A 14,554-nucleotide genomic window follows, 5' to 3' on the forward strand; every position below is an offset into this window, starting at 1 on the left:
CCACCCCATCGCGAACGACGCCGCGGCGTCACGCCGCTATTAGTCCCTGGAAACCGTACGTTCGCCCGTGACAGAACGCGTTCGGCTCGACGACTGGAACGCGGTGAGCGACGAGCTGCGCCGGTTCGGCGAGTCCGGCGACGTTACCGTCGACGACGATCGGCTCCGGATCGATTTCGGATCCGCACGCGTCGAGGTATCGCGGGACGGGAGCGTGAAGACGGGGATGCCGCTCCACGACTTCGAGCGCGAGGGCGCGGCGGAACTCGTCGTGGACCACGACGCCGGGACGCTCACGATCGACGGCGACGGCGTGACCTACACGTTCAGGCGCCCGTAGCTTTACTGTGAGCCTCTCGCTACTGAACGTATGCGTGACAGGTTGCTGACCCGCCCTCGTGCGGGCGTCCGGTGGCTTCGCCGACGCCTCCGACGAGCGATTCGCGGGGGACGCCTCCGTCTCGAGGAGACGACCACCCTCGTGCACGTCTCCATCCTGCTCTTCGTCCCGGTGGTGGTCGGACTGCTCACGTACCTCTCGACGCGGCTGGACTACCTCTCCTTTTTCCTGTTCCCGCCGCTGGCCGCCGGGACGTACGCGCTGTTCGCGAACCCCGAGCACGAGGCCGCCTCGCCCGTCCGGTTCGTCGCGGGATTGACCGCGGGCGCCGTCTGCGCGTGGATCGCGGTCGGAGTGGCGGTGTTCGTCGTCTACCCGGACCAGCCGGCGTCGGCGATCGAGGCCGACGCTCCTGGCGCCGCTTTCGCGGTGTTCCTCACGGGTGTCGTCACGTGGGCGCTGGATATCGAGGAGGCCGCCGCGTTCTCGACGGCGCTGCTCGGCCTGCTGGTCGACCCCGCCAGACAGACATCCTTCGTCGCGAGCGTCGTCGTCAGTTCGAGTCTCGTCGCCGTCGTCTTCGCGGTCTGGCGACAGCGATTCTACAAACAGCGCGCGCGCTACCTCTACGAGTCCACTACGGGCGCCGATCACGTGCTCGTCCCGATCCGCGGCGATCCCGTCGAGGCGACGACCATGATCGCGGGGCGGATCGCCGCCGCCCACGACGCCGGGAAAGTCGTCCTGCTGGACGTGGTCGAAGAGGATTCGATCGCGACCGCGGAGCGAGCGCTCCTCGGGAACGGCGCCGACGCCGAGACCGACGCAGGCGGCGCCGACGCCGAGACCGACGCAGGCGGCACCGACGCCGAGACCGACGCGGGCGGGGACGGGGCAGTGTCGGCGCTCGAAGCGACGGTCGCAGACTTAGAGCAGTTGGCCGACCGGGTCGAGACCGTCCTCGACGTCCCCTGCGACGTGATCGTCGCCTCGAGCGGCGGGTCGCCGGCGACGACGGTGCGGCGGATCGCCGACGAGGCCAACTGCGATCTGATCGCCGCCCCCTACGAGACCGAGGACGGCGACGTGACGCCGTACGTCGAGCGCCTGCTGGCGGCGCGGATGGACGTCCTCGTCCACCGATCCTGCGACGGCCGAACCGACTGGCGGCAGATCACGGTGCCCGTCAGGCGCGCCGGCGACACCGCCCACGCCATGATCGACTTCGCCTGCCGACTCGCCGGGGAGACCGGCCGCGTGAGCGTCGCCCACTGTATCGACTCCGAGGCCAGTCGGCGCACGGCCGACCAGATGCTGGCGAACCTCGCCGAGACGCCCGACTACGACATCGAGACGCGCGTTCCGAAGGCGTCGATCGAGAGCTTCCTCCGGCAGGTCGCGCCCGCGACCGATCTCGTCGTCGTCGGTGCGAGCCGCGACCGCAGCACCGCCTCCCGGCTGGTGTCGCCGCCGACCTTCGAGCGCATCGACGATCTCGACACCGACCTCGCGATCGTGGCCCACCGGTGAGCGACCTCTCGACGGCGGCGCGGCTCCGAGCGAGTTCTCGGACGGACGAAACCGGTCATCGTGCGTGAGTGGAGAAGATTCCTCCGGCGTCAGTCGGAGGAGGACGTCAACTCGACTGTTTCTTTTCCTTTCACCGTGATATCGTACCCGCAACACTCGAAGTCGATGCACAGGTCGTCGTCGGACCCTTCCACGAGTGAATCGAGGGCGTCTGGATCGATAGCTTCGTAGAGCGGTGAGAGTTCGGTCGGTTCGGCGTCTTCGGCGTCAGCGACGGTGCCAACTACCCGTTCACTGGCGGATGCTGTGCTCCGATGGGAGGTCGGTTGTGTCATTGCGACTATCTACCGGACTAGTGGTGCCGATCACTCAAATATACACGGGAGAACTCGGTTGTATTCGAGCGAACTATTCAGGTGGCAAAATTTGAACGTGCCTCAGTGCCCGACGCCGCAGTTTCGTTGCTATTCACTCGCGATTCCGAAGATCCGGAACGCTCCGGGCGGACTGCGGCACGCCCGGCCGGATCCGGGGAACGGGCATCTCGGTTCGCTGCGTTTCCGAGGGCCTCTCTATCGTGTTCTCCCTCGCGAGCGACGACGCGCGACTCGTCTCGCTTCGACCCATATATCCGTGCCGTCGCGTACCGTCGGCTATGGGCCTCGTGGCGGAGTTCGACATCCCCTGTGAACACCTGCCGGCCGTCGGCGCCGCGGCGTCGGTTCCGTCGGCGACGGTGGTGCTCGAACTGCAGTTCAACCACGGGGACCGCCCGGTGTTTCTGCTCACCGTCACCGGCGGTTCGCGGGACGAGATCGAGGCGGCCATCGCCGACGCCGACGACCTGACCGACTGCACGCTGGTCGGACGAGCCGGCGACACCCGCCGATATCAGGCGATTCCGGCGTTCAGTCTGGAAGAACAGCTCGGCCCACACCTCGACGACCTCTCGGGGCTGACGGCGCTCGCCACGGCCGACGCGATCATCGAACGCATCGAGGTCACCCCGGACGGCTGGACCCAGACCGGCTGGTTCGCCGACCGGGCGACGTTCGACGAGTTCCGGACGTTCTGGCAGCGCAACTCCGGGTTCCGCCTGCGACGGCTCACTCGGGACGGGGCGCCCGAACCGCCCGGCGACGGGCTGACCGATCGTCAGGACGAGGCGCTGCGGACGGCGTACGAGCTGGGCTACTTCGACGTTCCCCGCGGCGCCTCGCTGGAGGACGTCGCGGCGGAACTCGGCGTCTCGGCGTCGTCGGTCTCCGAGCGCCTGCGCCGCGCCCAGACCCGACTCGTCGAGGAGACGGTCGCCCCGACCTGGCCGCCGCTGCTCGACTGAACCGGTCGTCCGGTCGCGGCGTTCACTTAAAATGCCGGACGATTGAGAGACAGCCCTACCCGGACCTCCGGCCAATGGGTGTACCCAGCGATGCAAACAGTGACCTCCGACCACGGAACGAGCATCGAGTACGAACGACGCGGCGACGGTCGACCGCTGATCTTGCTCCACGGCGGGATGGCGCCCCGGCAGTACTGGGAGCCGGTGGTTCCCCACTTCGAGGAGTACGCCCCGATCGTCCCGCAGCGTCCCGGGTTCGGCACCTGTCTCGACGATCCGGGCGAGACCGGCCCCGACGACGTGGTCGACCGCGAGGCGGAGTACGTGCGCGCGCTCGTCGACGCCGTGGACGGGGCGCCGATCCTGCTGGGTCACTCCTTCGGCGCGCTTACCGCGTTCGAGGCCGCGACCGACGCGGCGGTCGAAGCGGTCGTCGGCTACGAACCCGCCGTCCTCCCCGAGAACTATCGCGAGCAGGCGGATCTCGCCGACCGGATGCAGGCGCTCATCGACGACGGCGATCGCCGCGAGGCCGTGAAACGCTACGTCGAGCAGGTGCTCCATCCGGGTGGGATCGACGATCTCGACGCCTGGCTGTCGGAGTGGCCGGTCTGGCCGGCCTGCGTCGACCTCGCCGAGGAAGTCGTCCGGATGAACCGCGCCGTCGAGCGCTATCGGCTTCCCGGTCGGCTGGACGTCGACGCACCTGCGCTCGTACTGACCGGCACTGACGGCCCGGGCTTCCTCCGCGAGAGCGCTCGCGCCGTCCACGAGGCGCTTCCGCACAGTCGTTTCGTCGAGTTCGACGGCGTCAGTCACAGCGGTCCCGCCGAAGCGCCGGACGCGGTCGCGGCGGAAATCGACGCGTTCCTGCAGCCCCGACGATAGGCGTCGGCCGTCGCAGGATTGTCCCAGCCGTCGCGGGAACCCGCGGTCGTCGCCGGACCCAAACGGCTACGGCCGCCGTGCAGGACCCAAACGGCTACGGCCGCCGCGACCGAAACCGCACGTGTGAGTCACTCCGAACCGACGGGCCGCTCCGGCCTCGCCGACCTCGACGCCCGAGACCTGCTCGTTCTCGCGGGATTCGTCGTCGGCGTCAACGCCGTCGGCGCGGCGCCCTCGCTCGTCGCGGGCGCGGACACCTCGTGGATCGACGAGCCGTGGTTCTTCCCGCCGACGATCGCATTTCCGGTCGTCTGGACGCTGTTGTTCACGCTCATGGGCGTCGCGCTCTTTCTCGTCTGGCGTCAGGGCGCGGGTCGGCGAGCCGTCAAAATCGCGCTGGGCGCCTTCGGCGTCCAGATGGCGCTGAACGTCGCGTGGACGCCGGCGTTTTTCGGGTTGCAGGCGCCGGGACTCGGGCTGGCGATCATCCTCGCGCTCTGGGTCGCCATCGTCGCGACGATCGTGGCGTTCGACCGCGTGGATCGCCGGGCGGCGGCGCTGCTGGTGCCCTATCTGGCGTGGGTGACGTTCGCGGCGGTGCTGAACTACGCTATCTGGCGCGCGGCGGGGTGAGCGCGGCGCCGCGTCTCAGTCGCGGATCGTGAGGACGCCGGCGTTGACCGTGACGTCGCTGGCGCCTTCGGGGACGGGGAACTCGAACTGTCGGTCGCCGATCACGACGATCGCCGTGTCGCCCACGACGTCGACCGTCGCGTCGGCGTCGGTCGGCCCGAAGTCCACCGCGATTTCGCCGCCGTCGTGATCGCGTTCGGTGACCAGAATCTGCTCGTCGCGTCCGGCGACGTCTTCGAGTTCTGGAGGCATTTCCATACCAATGTGGAGGGGCTCGACGCGGATGAACCCCGCGCGAAAAGGCGCCGGCGCCGCACGACCGTCTCCTCGTCCGCGCTACTGATCGCCCGCCTCCTCGCGAGCGCAGCGAGTGAGGTCGGAGCGTTCTACTCTCCGGTTTCCAGCGCGAGTGACGCCAGCATCGCCTCTAACTGGACGCGCTCGTTGGCGCCCTCGGTGATGCGGTAGTCGGCCTCGCCGACGCGGTCCATCAGGTGCACCGCGGCGTCGTCGTCGATGTCCAGATCCCACACCGACCGGTGGAGCTGGTCGATCACGTCGCCGCCGGCGATCCCCTTGTCGACGAGCAGCTCGCGGAGCTTCGAGCGCGCCGCGACGAAGTCACCGTCGATGGCGGTCTGGATCATCTCCTCGACCTCCTCGGGGCGGGCGGTGGAGGTGATCTTGAACACGGTCTCCTCGTCGACCGTCTCGCCCATCACCGCGGCGGCCTGCAGGGCGTTGATCGCTTTGCGCATGTCGCCGTCGGCGGCGTAGGCCAGCGCGTCGACGCCGTCCTGCGTGAGGTCGATCCCCTCCTCGGCGGCGATCTTGCGCACCTGCTTCTCGACGGCGTCGTCGCCCAGCGGCGCGAACCGAAAGACGGCACAGCGAGACTGGATCGGGTCGATGATCTGACTGGAGTAGTTACACGAGAGAATAAAGCGCGTGTTCGAGGAGAACTGCTCCATCGTCCGGCGCAGCGCCGACTGGGCGTCGCTGGTCAGCGCGTCGGCCTCGTCGAGGAAGATGACGCGGTAGTCGTACTCGCCGAAGCTCGATCGGGCGAACTCCTTGATCCGGCCGCGGACGACGTCGATCCCGCGCTGGTCGGAGGCGTTGAGTTCGAGGAAGTTCTGCTCCCAGTCGTCGCCGTAGATCTCGCGGGCGATGGCCGTGGCAGCTGTCGTTTTCCCGATACCCGCCTCGCCTGCGAACAAGAGGTTCGGCAGATCGTCGCGGGCGATGTAGCTCTGCAAGCGCTCGGTGATTCCCTCCTGGCCGACGATCTCCTCCAGAGTCCGGGGCCGATATTTCTCGGTCCAGACGTCCTGTCTGCCCCCCGCCGGCTGGCCCTCTGCGTCGCTCATACGTTGCCCCAGTCCCCTCACGGTGATAAAATCCCCGAGTGCGATCCTCGGCGTCGACGCCCCGGCGGCCGGTCGGCGGCGAAGTCGATCCAGCGCGCGTCTCGTACGCTTTTGGCCGCATCCGTCGTAGCGATCCACATGGTAGTTCCGGTGGGGTACGTGGCGCTGGCGACTGCGGCGAGTCTGCCGGCGCCGCTCGACGCCGTGGCCGGGCTCGCGAACTGGGTGCCCGCACCCGTCGCCAGCGCGGCGGGCGCCGCGGCGGCGTACTACCTCGTCGGCGCGCTCGCGCTGACGCTCTGGCCCGAGTTCTCGCGGACGGCCGCGCGGACGGTCGTCCGCCGCCCGGCGCGCGCGCTGGTTTCGGGGCTCCTCCTGATGCTCGCGGTGTCGGCGATCTCGGTCGGCGCGTTCGCCGTACTGTGGATCGCCGGCCCCTTCGTCGTGTTCGCGCTGGTGTGGCTCCCGCTGGCGCTGCTGGCGCTCGTGTACGTCACGGTCGGCGTCATCGGCGGCGTGCTATCGCTCGCGGGCGTCGAGAGCCCCTACGTCGCGCTGGCGATCGGCGGCGTCGTCCCCGCCGCGCTCTCGTGGCTCCCGCGCGACGCCGTGCTCGACCTGCTGTTTCTGGGGGTGCTGACGCTGGGGAGCGGCGCGATGCTGTGGTCGCTCTGGCATCGCCGACGGACTGCTGCGTGAGCTGATCGGTACGATCGTTTTCCGGTCGCTTCGGTCGGTCTCGACCGTGATTCCTCGAAGCCTCGGCCCGCTCGCGGCCGTACGGGTGCGGTGGCGCGCGCTGTCGAGTCCTTGTGACGAGACAGCGCCGCGCGAGGGACGAGCGAGCGGTAGCGAGCGAGTCGGTTGGGGAGGACGAGGCTACTGTTCGGGTGAGGAATGAAAGGGGTCGCCGCGCTCGATCCGGTGAAGCGACGCAAGGACCGCAGCCGAAGGCGAGGACCGCAGCGAGCAGCAACCGGTCGAGCGGGGCGGGGGCTTTCAGGAAGTTCGCAGTCGTAGCTGCTGTTCAAGAGAGCGGGGCGGGGGCTTTCAGGAAGTTCGCAGTCGTAGCTACCGCTTGAGAGAGCGCAGGCCATCACAGACGCGACACGCTCAAGCACCTCCCGCGACAACCCGAACCCATGCAGGTCACGGTGGACGTCAAGGGCGAGGACACCCACGAGGTCGACGCCGAGGAGCCCACGTACGCCGATCTCCTCGCGGCCGTCGATCTCAGTCCGCACGAGGCGTCGGTGCTGGTCGACGGCAGTCCCGTCCCCGAAGACCAGCCCGTCGAGACCGATCGGGTGACGGTGCTGCGATTGATCAAGGGCGGATAGTCTCCGCCCGAAGTAGTATAGAAGCGTTGAAATTACAAGCGGGCGAACAGCCGACGATGGACCTCGACGACCTGTCCGTCGGTAGTGGCGCCACGACGACGACCGAGGGCCGCACGATCGCCTACCGCGAGTACGGCGACCCCGACGGCGATCCCGTGCTCTTCCATCACGGAACGCCGGGGTCGCGGATCCTCCCGGCGGCGTTCCACGAGACGGCTCGCGAGGCCTCGATCAGACTCCTCGCACCGGACCGCCCCGGACAGGGCCGGTCGGACCCCGCGCCCGACGCCGACGCGCTGGACTGGGCCGACGACGCCGCCGCGGTGGCGGACGACGCCGGCGTCGATCGCTTCGCCGTCCTCGGGTTCTCCGGCGGCGGCCGGTTCGCGCTCGCGTGCGCCCACGAGCACCCGGATCGGGTGACGCGAGTCGCGACCGTCGCCGCGGACGGCCCGCCGGACGCGCCGACGGACGGAGTAGGTCTGCAGAATCGATTTCTCGACGTTCTCGCTCGCCGGGCGCCGCCGCTGCTCGGGCTGCTGTTCGCACTTCAGGCGCGGACCGCCGACCGGACGGAGGCCGAGGACGCGCTCGATCTACTCACCGACGCCGATCCCGAGACACTGGACGCCCGGATCGGCGACCGCCCGATCGGCCCCCTCGTAGCGCTCGACCTGCGCGAGGCGTTCCGGCAGGGCCACGACGGCATCTACCGCGAGTTCCGGGCCAGCGCTCGCGACTGGTCGTTCGATCTCGCCGACGTGGAGCCGTCCGTTCGGCTCTGGCACGGCGCCGACGACCAGAACGTCTCGCCGGCGACCGCCGAGTACCTCGCGACGCGGCTGCCCGACGCCGAAGCGTCGGTGCTCTCCGACGAAGATCACCTCTCGGCGCTACTGGCGTGCCACGAATCGGCGCTCACGTGGTTGGCGGAGCCGCTCCGGTAGTTCCACCGAGCCGCGCCGATCGCCTCACTTGTCCGGATCGGCGTTCTCTCGAACCCACTCGTACAGTTCGCCGCCGTCAGCCTCGATCCCCTGTCGGCGGAAGAAGGAGGCGACGTTTTCGCAGTCGCGTTCGAGGAACTCCTCGGCGTTGGGGTGGTGGATCGTGACGGCCTGCCCGACGTCGATAATCACCAGCTGGCCCTCGTAGAACAGCACGTTGTACTCGCTCAGGTCCCCGTGGACCAGCCCGGCGGCGTACAGCCGACGGACGTACTCCCGGACGACGCCGTAGGCGGTCTCGGGGTTCTCGATCGACACTTCGTCGAGGCGGCGCGCGCGCTCGCCGTCGGTGGCGACGAACTCCATCACCAGCACGTTGCGCTCGGCGGCCACAGGGTTGGGCACCCGCACGCCGGCCTTGCGAGCGCGTTCGAGGTTCGACAGCTCCTTGCGGGTCCACGCGAGCACGATCTCCTTCTTGTCGCCCAGCTCCTCGAAGCGCGGGTCGCCCACCAGGTACTCGCGCATGTCCTGGAAGTTCGTCGCCCGCGTGCGGTACACCTTGATGGCGACCTGCTCGGCGCCTTCGCCCAGCGTCTTCCGAGCGCGCTCGCCCGAGAGCGCCTCGTAGACGTTGGCCTCCTTGCCCGTCGAGACGGGGCCGCCCATCGCGTCGACGTAGCCGTCCTGGACGAGCTTGTACAGCGCGGCGAACGTGGCGTCGTCGAACGCCGAGTCCTGGACGATGAAGCGCTCGGAATCCTTGATGCGCTTGCGCCACTGGCTGAACTCGCGGTCCCGTTCGCGCGCGATCTTGTCGGCCTCCGTGTCCGTGACGTCGATCTCCTCGAACTCGTCGCCGGGGGCGTCGGCTTCGTCCGGATCGAGGAGGCCGTACTCGCCGTTCATCTACGACGGGCTAGGCGAGCCAGCCCTAAAAGGGTGCGTTCATCGGGACTGCTCTCACTCGTCGACGTCGGCGTACGCGCGAATCAGTCCGCATTCCGGACAGACGACGGCGTCGACGTCGAACTGCTCTTTGACGCCGACGCGCCCCAGCAGTCCGTCCCTGGGCTCGTCGAGCACGAACCGCTCGGCGCCGGCGAGTCGACCGGCTTCCATCCCGACGCCGCAGTCGGGACAGCGCCGCTCGGTCGTCGTCACTGAATGTGGCCTTCCTCGCGGAGCTGGTCGGCGTCCTGCTTCTCGTAGCGCCAGGTGATGTCGGCTTTCTCGTCCTGCCAGTCCCACGGCTCGACGAGCACGACGTCGTCCTCCCTGATCCAGATGCGCTTTTGCATCTTGCCGGGGATCCGGGCGGTTCGTTCCGTGCCGTCGGCGCAGCGCACTTCCACGCGATTCGCCCCGAGCATGTTCGTGACCTCCGCGAACACCTCGTCGTCTTCGGGCATGCGCAGGTCCTTCCGTCCGTCGCTCATGTTCGCCCCTTGGTGGCGGACGGTTTTAAAAACGCTGGATGCTTCCGGCCGCCACGGGGCGTCCGTCCGCTAAACGAAAAGGATTAACTGTCGTTCGGGTCCTCTCAGCGTATGCTCAAACGACTCGGCGCGACCGGCATCGTCGGCCTGCTGGCGATCCTCGGCGGTATCGCGCTCATCGCGTATCACAGTCTCGTCGCCGCCGGCGGCATCGCGCTGGTGCTTGCCGGTATCGGTCTGGTCGTTCGTGCGCTCGTCTCCAGTCTCATCAACTCGATGGGGATGGGCGGAATGTTCTAGCGCGCCGAATCCGCGTTCGGCGGAGCGACTGATTCGCCAGTGGCATCGCCAGCGCGATTCGCCAGCGGCGTCGCCGCGCGACGGCTCCTGCCGCCGCCGCTGTCACACTCCGCCGGCGCCGCCGCTGGCGCGTAGCAGTCAAAAAATCCGCGACGTCGTACTTGGCGAACGATGCGAGCGGTGGGTGATTACTCCTCGTCGTCCTCGTCGTCGGACAGCCGACTGGCGGCCGCGGCGGCGCCGGCCACGCCGGCCGCACCTGCGGCGACGCCGAATCCGGGCAGCCCGTCGCTGCTCGAACCCTCCTCCTGCGATTCGTTGCCGGAGCTTTCGTTACCGCTGCCGTCGCCGCTGCCGTCGCCGTCACCGCCGTCACCGCTCCCGCTCCCGCTTCCGCCGCCACCGTAGTTGCCGACCGTGACGAACGGCAGGGAAACGGTGCTGTCGGCGGAGTAGTCGCTCAGGACCGACGCCTGGTCGGTGCCCTCGGGGGTGAGAATGTCCATCGCGGCCGGGTCGTTGGTGCCCGTGCCGCCGCCGATGGCGTGCTGGCTGTTCGACTCGGCGATGCCGCGGACGCCCTTGGTGCCGTACCCGTCGTAGGGGACGGTGATCGGCTGGAGCGCCATGCCGGTCTCCTCGTGGGACCAGTCGAGCGCGCCGCGGGGCACGTCGATCGAGACGGTCTTGCCGTCCGTGACGACGTTCACGTCGGTCGAGATTGCCTCGCCGGCCGCGTTCTCGACCGCGAGAGTGCCCTCGCCGTGGACGACGACGCGGTAGTGGTACGGCTGGGCGAAGCCGAGGTTCGTCCCGCCGCGGCCTTCCGTGCCGCTCGGACCGCCGGCGTTGGGCGACGCCACGTAGATCTGGAACATCTGTTGGCTGAACCCGGTGCCGAAGCTCCAGGGGTTCTGGAGCTCCTCGGCCATCGTGTAGTTGAACCGAACGCGGCTCCGGGACGCCTCGACGCTGAAGGATGCGATGTCCCACGCGTTCTCGTAGTAGGCGTCGGCCGTGGGGAGCGTGTACTGTCCCGAGGCCATTCCGTCGCCGGTCGGGTCGTCGAAGCTGGCGACCTCCTGGAACTCGGTGGTGACCAGGACGTAGGGGATCTGGGCGAGCTCGCCCTCGGAGTAGGCCAGCGCGGCCGCCTGCGTGGTGTTGTCGTTCGACACCATGTCGATGACGTTGGGCGCGCTGCCGTTCTCGGCGCCGCCGAACGCGTTCGCGGACGCCTCGGACTCGACGGGCATGACGCCGCCCTCGGCCGACCCGTCGTAGCCGAGCATCAGGGGCGCCAGCTGCATGCTCTCGGTCGGGACGTTGAGCTCTCGCTTGGGAATCTCCGCGATGATCTCGTACACCGCGTTGTTGATCTTGACGTTCCCCGTCGCAAGCTCGTTGCCGTCGGCGTCCTCGAGTCGGGCGCCGTTCTCGCCGTCGGCGACGACGCGGTAGTGGTACGGCTCGGCGAACTCGGCGTTCACGCCCGTTCGGGCGCTCGTGGCGCCGCCGTCACCGTTCCCGTCGCGCACGTACACCTGCAGGTGCTGGTGGGAGAGACCGTACTCCAGGTCGTCGGGGTTCGTCACCTCGGTGTCGACGCCGTAGATGAACTGGTAGTGGTCCTCGGTCTCGTGGACGCGGAAGGTGTCGATGTCGAACGTCCCGTCGGCGTAGCCGTCGCCGGTCGGGTACGTGTACGGCGCGGTGCCGTCCTCGGTGTCGGGCTGTCCCGGGCCGATGTCGTCACCCGTGGGGTCGCCCGTCTCGAAGACGGTCTGCCCGGTCGGGAGCAGCGACGGCGTCTCGAAGATCGCGATCGTGTCGACCTCCGCGACCGCCGCCGAGGCGCCGCTCGGAATCGAGAGGTCCTCGCCGCTGAGCAGGTCCGTGGTACTGACCTCCGGTCGGAGGTTGACCTGCGAGGGCTCCTCCTCGAAGTTGATGACGACGACGACCGTCTCGGGGCCCTCGACGTCGTCGAGGTGGCTCGCGTCGCGCCCGAACACGAGGAGGTTCGGCTCGGCCTTGGCGGCCGTCGCGAACCACTCGGCGGCCATGTCGGCGTCGGGCTTGAGCACGTCCATCTCCTGGTACGTGCCGATCAGGTCCTTGTAGAACTGGAGGTGTTCCTCGTCGTACTCGTCCCAGTTCATGAACGCGCGCTTCTTGCCGCCGGGGAAGATGTCCCCGCTGCGCGGGTCGTCCTCGCCCATGTGTCGGCCCTCGCCGTACTCGCTGATCGCGCGTTCCTGTCCGTAGTAGACGAAGGGGACGCCGGGCAGCGTGACGCCGGCCGCCCAGCACGCGCGCTGTGCCTTCTTCGGGTTGTCGCGGGTACCGCCTTCGATGATCTGGTTGAGAAGGCGCTCCTCGTCGTGATTCTCGGTCGTGTTGAGGATCAGGGTGTGCTCCGGGAACCCTTCGGCTTTGCGACTGTTGATCGAGCTCAGAATCTCGTTGGCGGGCGCGTTGTCCCGTCCGATCCCCCGCATCGTGTTCATGAACTCCGAGGTGTCGAAGTGCATGTCGAACTCGTTCTCGGCGAAGTGGGGATCCTTCGGGATCGACTCGTCGAGCATCAGGAACTCGCTGTTGTTCGAACGGACGAGGTCTCGCACTTCCTTCCAGAAGCTGTGGGGCGTCCCCCACGCGATGTCGCAGCGGAACCCGTCGACGCCGACTTCGCCGGACCAGAAGTCCGCGACTGCGAGCATGTGCTCGCGCAGCGCCATGTTGTCGAAGTTCCAGTTGGGCTGCAGGCGCAGGCCCCAGAACCCGGTGTTGCCCGGCGCGGGGTCGACGACGCCGCCGTCGGGACCGGTGATCGGGGCGTCCATCCGGTCGAACCAGTCGAAGTACTTCGAGTCCTGGTTCCACTCCTCGACCGGCAGGAACTCCCAGCTCTCCGCGGGCACTTCGTCGCCCTTGCTCGCGATCGTGTCCTGGAAGTAGGGGTGGTCGCGGCCGGCGTGGTTGATCACCATGTCGAACACGACCTTGATGTCGTTTGCGTTACACTCTTCGATGAAGGCCTTGTACTCCTCGACCGTCCCGAGGTCGGAGGCGACGGACATGTAGTCCGTGGCGTCGTAGCCGTGGGGACCGCCGCCCGCGAGTTCCTTGCTCGAACTCACCGAGGGGTAGATCGGCGTCAGCCAGACGGCGTCGATGCCGAGCTCGTCGAGGTAGCTGACTCGCTCGGTGAGATACTGCATGTCGGTCTCACCGCGCTCGCCGGCGAAAGAGCGGGTGAAGATCTCGTACATCACGCCGTCTTTCATCCACTCGGGCGGACGGTTGGGCAGGTGAACCTCGCCGTCGGCGTCGAGCATGACCGTGTCGGCCATCCCGTGGACGTCGCCGTCGTAGGGCGCGGCGTGGACGCGCGCGGCGTCGCCGCTGATCGCGCTCGCGGGGACGCGCGCCGTCGTTCCCTCGTCGACGATGTCACTCGTCGAGAGCGCGTCGCGGTCGTCCGCGAGGAACTCGACCGTCAGGTCCTCGGGATTCGCGTTGCTGTTAGGCGACAGCTTGGCGTTGGACTCGATGACGAACTCGCCGGCCTCGCTGTCGAACTCGGCGTCCAGCGAGAGGCGCGGCGGGCCGCCCGCTCCGTCGGGCGTCGCGGGGAACGCGTGGATCGTCATCTCGTGGGTACCGTCCGGGGCGTCGACCTCGACGACGTACGTGCCCGGCGCGTCGGCGGTGAACTCCGCGACGTTCTTTTTACCGTCGTCCCAGCGCGGCTCGCCGTCCTCGTCGTCGGTCTCGAAGGCGAGCACGTCGCCGCTGCTACCGTCGGGCGACTCGGCGAGCGACCACTGGAAGTCGTCGGCGCTGTAGTTGGCCGCATCGGCGTCGATGTCGACGACGCGCGGCGCGAGGTTGTCGCGGTCGAAGACGTGGCTGCCGTCGACGTAGATGGAGTTGCGCAGCGATTCGCCGACCTCGACGAATCGTGGTTCGCCGGGGTGATGGGAGTCCGCGCCGTTCGATGCTGCCTGCTGAAGCGCCGGCTGCGTCTCCGCGCTACCGTAGCCGGAAGACAGCGAGAGCGCGCCGAGCCCGGCGATGCCGCCGAGCACGCTTCGTCGATTCGTTGTGGGGGTGAGATTATCGTTGTTGCTCATGAGTTACTTCGGTGTCCGAAGCGGTCGTCTGTGGGTCTGCAGTGCCGAAATCGAACCCGCCGGGACGCGGGTCCAGTTCGGGACGGCACCGTCGCTGACGATCGTTCACCGTGACGTGAGTACGGCGTCGAACCGAACGGGCACCGTGCCGTGTCGCGGTTCGACGGACCGATCGCCGGTCCGGGTCGTCGCAACCGTTGCCAACGCCTCGTCGACACGACACGATGTAATCTTTCTTCATGCTTAATGGTGCGTCTGTGATTAACATTTGCCTGTAGTTATTCGT

General features: G+C 68.2%; 16 protein-coding genes. 9 read left to right on the forward strand and 7 right to left on the reverse strand.

Translation table 11 applies throughout. The annotated features are described in order from the left end of the window. Positions 1–67: 67 nt before the first annotated feature. Positions 68–340: a hypothetical protein gene (locus NO931_RS14910; RefSeq protein ID WP_256393147.1), complete on the forward strand. Its 273-nt coding sequence runs from the start codon at positions 68–70 to the stop codon at positions 338–340. Between the two features lie 30 nt (positions 341–370). Continuing rightward, positions 371–1,870, forward strand: coding sequence for an HPP family protein (locus NO931_RS14915; protein WP_256393148.1), 1,500 nt, complete (start codon positions 371–373; stop codon positions 1,868–1,870). An 89-nt stretch (positions 1,871–1,959) separates the two neighbouring features. Here the strand turns inward: NO931_RS14915 and NO931_RS14920 are convergent, their stop codons facing one another. Further along, positions 1,960–2,205: a HalOD1 output domain-containing protein gene (locus NO931_RS14920; protein WP_256393149.1), complete on the reverse strand. Its 246-nt coding sequence runs from the start codon at positions 2,203–2,205 to the stop codon at positions 1,960–1,962. A gap of 320 nt (positions 2,206–2,525) precedes the next feature. Here NO931_RS14920 and NO931_RS14925 point away from each other — a divergent pair, with 320 nt between their 5' ends. The 3 genes from NO931_RS14925 to NO931_RS14935 all read left to right on the forward strand — a co-directional run bounded on the left by NO931_RS14925 (position 2,526) and on the right by NO931_RS14935 (position 4,733). After that, entirely contained in the window at positions 2,526–3,212 is a 687-nt protein-coding gene (locus NO931_RS14925) for a helix-turn-helix domain-containing protein (protein WP_256393150.1), read from the forward strand. Positions 3,213–3,302: 90 nt separating this feature from the next. After that, positions 3,303–4,100, forward strand: coding sequence for an alpha/beta fold hydrolase (locus NO931_RS14930; protein ID WP_256393151.1), 798 nt, complete (start codon positions 3,303–3,305; stop codon positions 4,098–4,100). A 123-nt stretch (positions 4,101–4,223) separates the two neighbouring features. Then, the gene (locus tag NO931_RS14935; protein WP_256393152.1) at positions 4,224–4,733 is read left to right on the forward strand and encodes a TspO/MBR family protein; all 510 of its coding nucleotides are present in this window, start codon (positions 4,224–4,226) and stop codon (positions 4,731–4,733) included. A gap of 15 nt (positions 4,734–4,748) precedes the next feature. Here NO931_RS14935 and NO931_RS14940 read toward each other — a convergent pair whose 3' ends face one another. Together NO931_RS14940 and NO931_RS14945 are read right to left on the reverse strand one after the other, a co-directional pair. Next, positions 4,749–4,991 (reverse strand): DUF7127 family protein, encoded by a 243-nt coding sequence (locus tag NO931_RS14940; protein WP_256393153.1) that lies wholly within the window; start codon positions 4,989–4,991, stop codon positions 4,749–4,751. A 128-nt stretch (positions 4,992–5,119) separates the two neighbouring features. Next, on the reverse strand, positions 5,120–6,103 hold the full coding sequence (locus NO931_RS14945) for a replication factor C small subunit (RefSeq protein WP_256393154.1): 984 nt from the start codon (positions 6,101–6,103) through the stop codon (positions 5,120–5,122). 138 nt (positions 6,104–6,241) lie between these two features. Between NO931_RS14945 and NO931_RS14950 the strand changes: the two genes are divergently transcribed. The 3 genes from NO931_RS14950 to NO931_RS14960 all read left to right on the forward strand — a co-directional run bounded on the left by NO931_RS14950 (position 6,242) and on the right by NO931_RS14960 (position 8,390). Then, positions 6,242–6,802 carry a hypothetical protein gene (locus NO931_RS14950; RefSeq protein WP_256393155.1) on the forward strand — a complete coding sequence of 187 codons (561 nt, stop codon included), beginning with the start codon at positions 6,242–6,244 and terminating at the stop codon, positions 6,800–6,802. A gap of 443 nt (positions 6,803–7,245) precedes the next feature. Next, positions 7,246–7,443: a ubiquitin-like small modifier protein SAMP2 gene (samp2, locus tag NO931_RS14955; RefSeq protein ID WP_256393156.1), complete on the forward strand. Its 198-nt coding sequence runs from the start codon at positions 7,246–7,248 to the stop codon at positions 7,441–7,443. 56 nt (positions 7,444–7,499) lie between these two features. Continuing rightward, positions 7,500–8,390 carry an alpha/beta fold hydrolase gene (locus tag NO931_RS14960; protein WP_256393157.1) on the forward strand — a complete coding sequence of 297 codons (891 nt, stop codon included), beginning with the start codon at positions 7,500–7,502 and terminating at the stop codon, positions 8,388–8,390. Between the two features lie 24 nt (positions 8,391–8,414). On the opposite strand, the gene rio1 is transcribed toward NO931_RS14960, so the two are convergent. The 3 genes from rio1 to eif1A are packed head-to-tail and all read right to left on the reverse strand — an operon-like array spanning position 8,415 to position 9,829. Continuing rightward, complete coding sequence (rio1, locus tag NO931_RS14965) at positions 8,415–9,299, reverse strand: serine/threonine-protein kinase Rio1 (protein WP_256393158.1); 885 nt, start codon at positions 9,297–9,299, stop codon at positions 8,415–8,417. A gap of 54 nt (positions 9,300–9,353) precedes the next feature. Further along, positions 9,354–9,554 (reverse strand): hypothetical protein, encoded by a 201-nt coding sequence (locus NO931_RS14970; protein WP_256393159.1) that lies wholly within the window; start codon positions 9,552–9,554, stop codon positions 9,354–9,356. Further along, positions 9,551–9,829: a translation initiation factor eIF-1A gene (eif1A, locus tag NO931_RS14975; protein ID WP_256393160.1), complete on the reverse strand. Its 279-nt coding sequence runs from the start codon at positions 9,827–9,829 to the stop codon at positions 9,551–9,553. Before eif1A ends, NO931_RS14970 begins: the two co-directional genes overlap by 4 nt. A gap of 111 nt (positions 9,830–9,940) precedes the next feature. On the opposite strand from eif1A, the gene NO931_RS14980 reads away from it, so the two are divergent. Further along, positions 9,941–10,129: a DUF7470 family protein gene (locus tag NO931_RS14980; protein ID WP_256393161.1), complete on the forward strand. Its 189-nt coding sequence runs from the start codon at positions 9,941–9,943 to the stop codon at positions 10,127–10,129. 188 nt (positions 10,130–10,317) lie between these two features. On the opposite strand, the gene NO931_RS14985 is transcribed toward NO931_RS14980, so the two are convergent. Further along, positions 10,318–14,268 carry a glucodextranase DOMON-like domain-containing protein gene (locus NO931_RS14985; RefSeq protein ID WP_256393162.1) on the reverse strand — a complete coding sequence of 1,317 codons (3,951 nt, stop codon included), beginning with the start codon at positions 14,266–14,268 and terminating at the stop codon, positions 10,318–10,320. Between the last annotated feature and the right edge of the window lie 286 nt (positions 14,269–14,554).

Source organism: Natronoarchaeum rubrum, from assembly GCF_024494695.1.

What these genes read in the sequence shown, in the direction of transcription:
- NO931_RS14915 (WP_256393148.1), top strand. Translation starts at nt 371, where the DNA reads ATGCGTGACAGGTTGCTGACCCGCCCTCGTGCGGGCGTCCGGTGGCTT.
- NO931_RS14920 (WP_256393149.1), bottom strand. Translation starts at nt 2,205, where the DNA reads ATGACACAACCGACCTCCCATCGGAGCACAGCATCCGCCAGTGAACGG.
- NO931_RS14925 (WP_256393150.1), top strand. Translation starts at nt 2,526, where the DNA reads ATGGGCCTCGTGGCGGAGTTCGACATCCCCTGTGAACACCTGCCGGCC.
- NO931_RS14930 (WP_256393151.1), top strand. Translation starts at nt 3,303, where the DNA reads ATGCAAACAGTGACCTCCGACCACGGAACGAGCATCGAGTACGAACGA.
- NO931_RS14940 (WP_256393153.1), bottom strand. Translation starts at nt 4,991, where the DNA reads ATGGAAATGCCTCCAGAACTCGAAGACGTCGCCGGACGCGACGAGCAG.
- NO931_RS14945 (WP_256393154.1), bottom strand. Translation starts at nt 6,103, where the DNA reads ATGAGCGACGCAGAGGGCCAGCCGGCGGGGGGCAGACAGGACGTCTGG.
- NO931_RS14950 (WP_256393155.1), top strand. Translation starts at nt 6,242, where the DNA reads ATGGTAGTTCCGGTGGGGTACGTGGCGCTGGCGACTGCGGCGAGTCTG.
- samp2 (WP_256393156.1), top strand. Translation starts at nt 7,246, where the DNA reads ATGCAGGTCACGGTGGACGTCAAGGGCGAGGACACCCACGAGGTCGAC.
- NO931_RS14960 (WP_256393157.1), top strand. Translation starts at nt 7,500, where the DNA reads ATGGACCTCGACGACCTGTCCGTCGGTAGTGGCGCCACGACGACGACC.
- rio1 (WP_256393158.1), bottom strand. Translation starts at nt 9,299, where the DNA reads ATGAACGGCGAGTACGGCCTCCTCGATCCGGACGAAGCCGACGCCCCC.
- eif1A (WP_256393160.1), bottom strand. Translation starts at nt 9,829, where the DNA reads ATGAGCGACGGACGGAAGGACCTGCGCATGCCCGAAGACGACGAGGTG.
- NO931_RS14980 (WP_256393161.1), top strand. Translation starts at nt 9,941, where the DNA reads ATGCTCAAACGACTCGGCGCGACCGGCATCGTCGGCCTGCTGGCGATC.
- NO931_RS14985 (WP_256393162.1), bottom strand. Translation starts at nt 14,268, where the DNA reads ATGAGCAACAACGATAATCTCACCCCCACAACGAATCGACGAAGCGTG.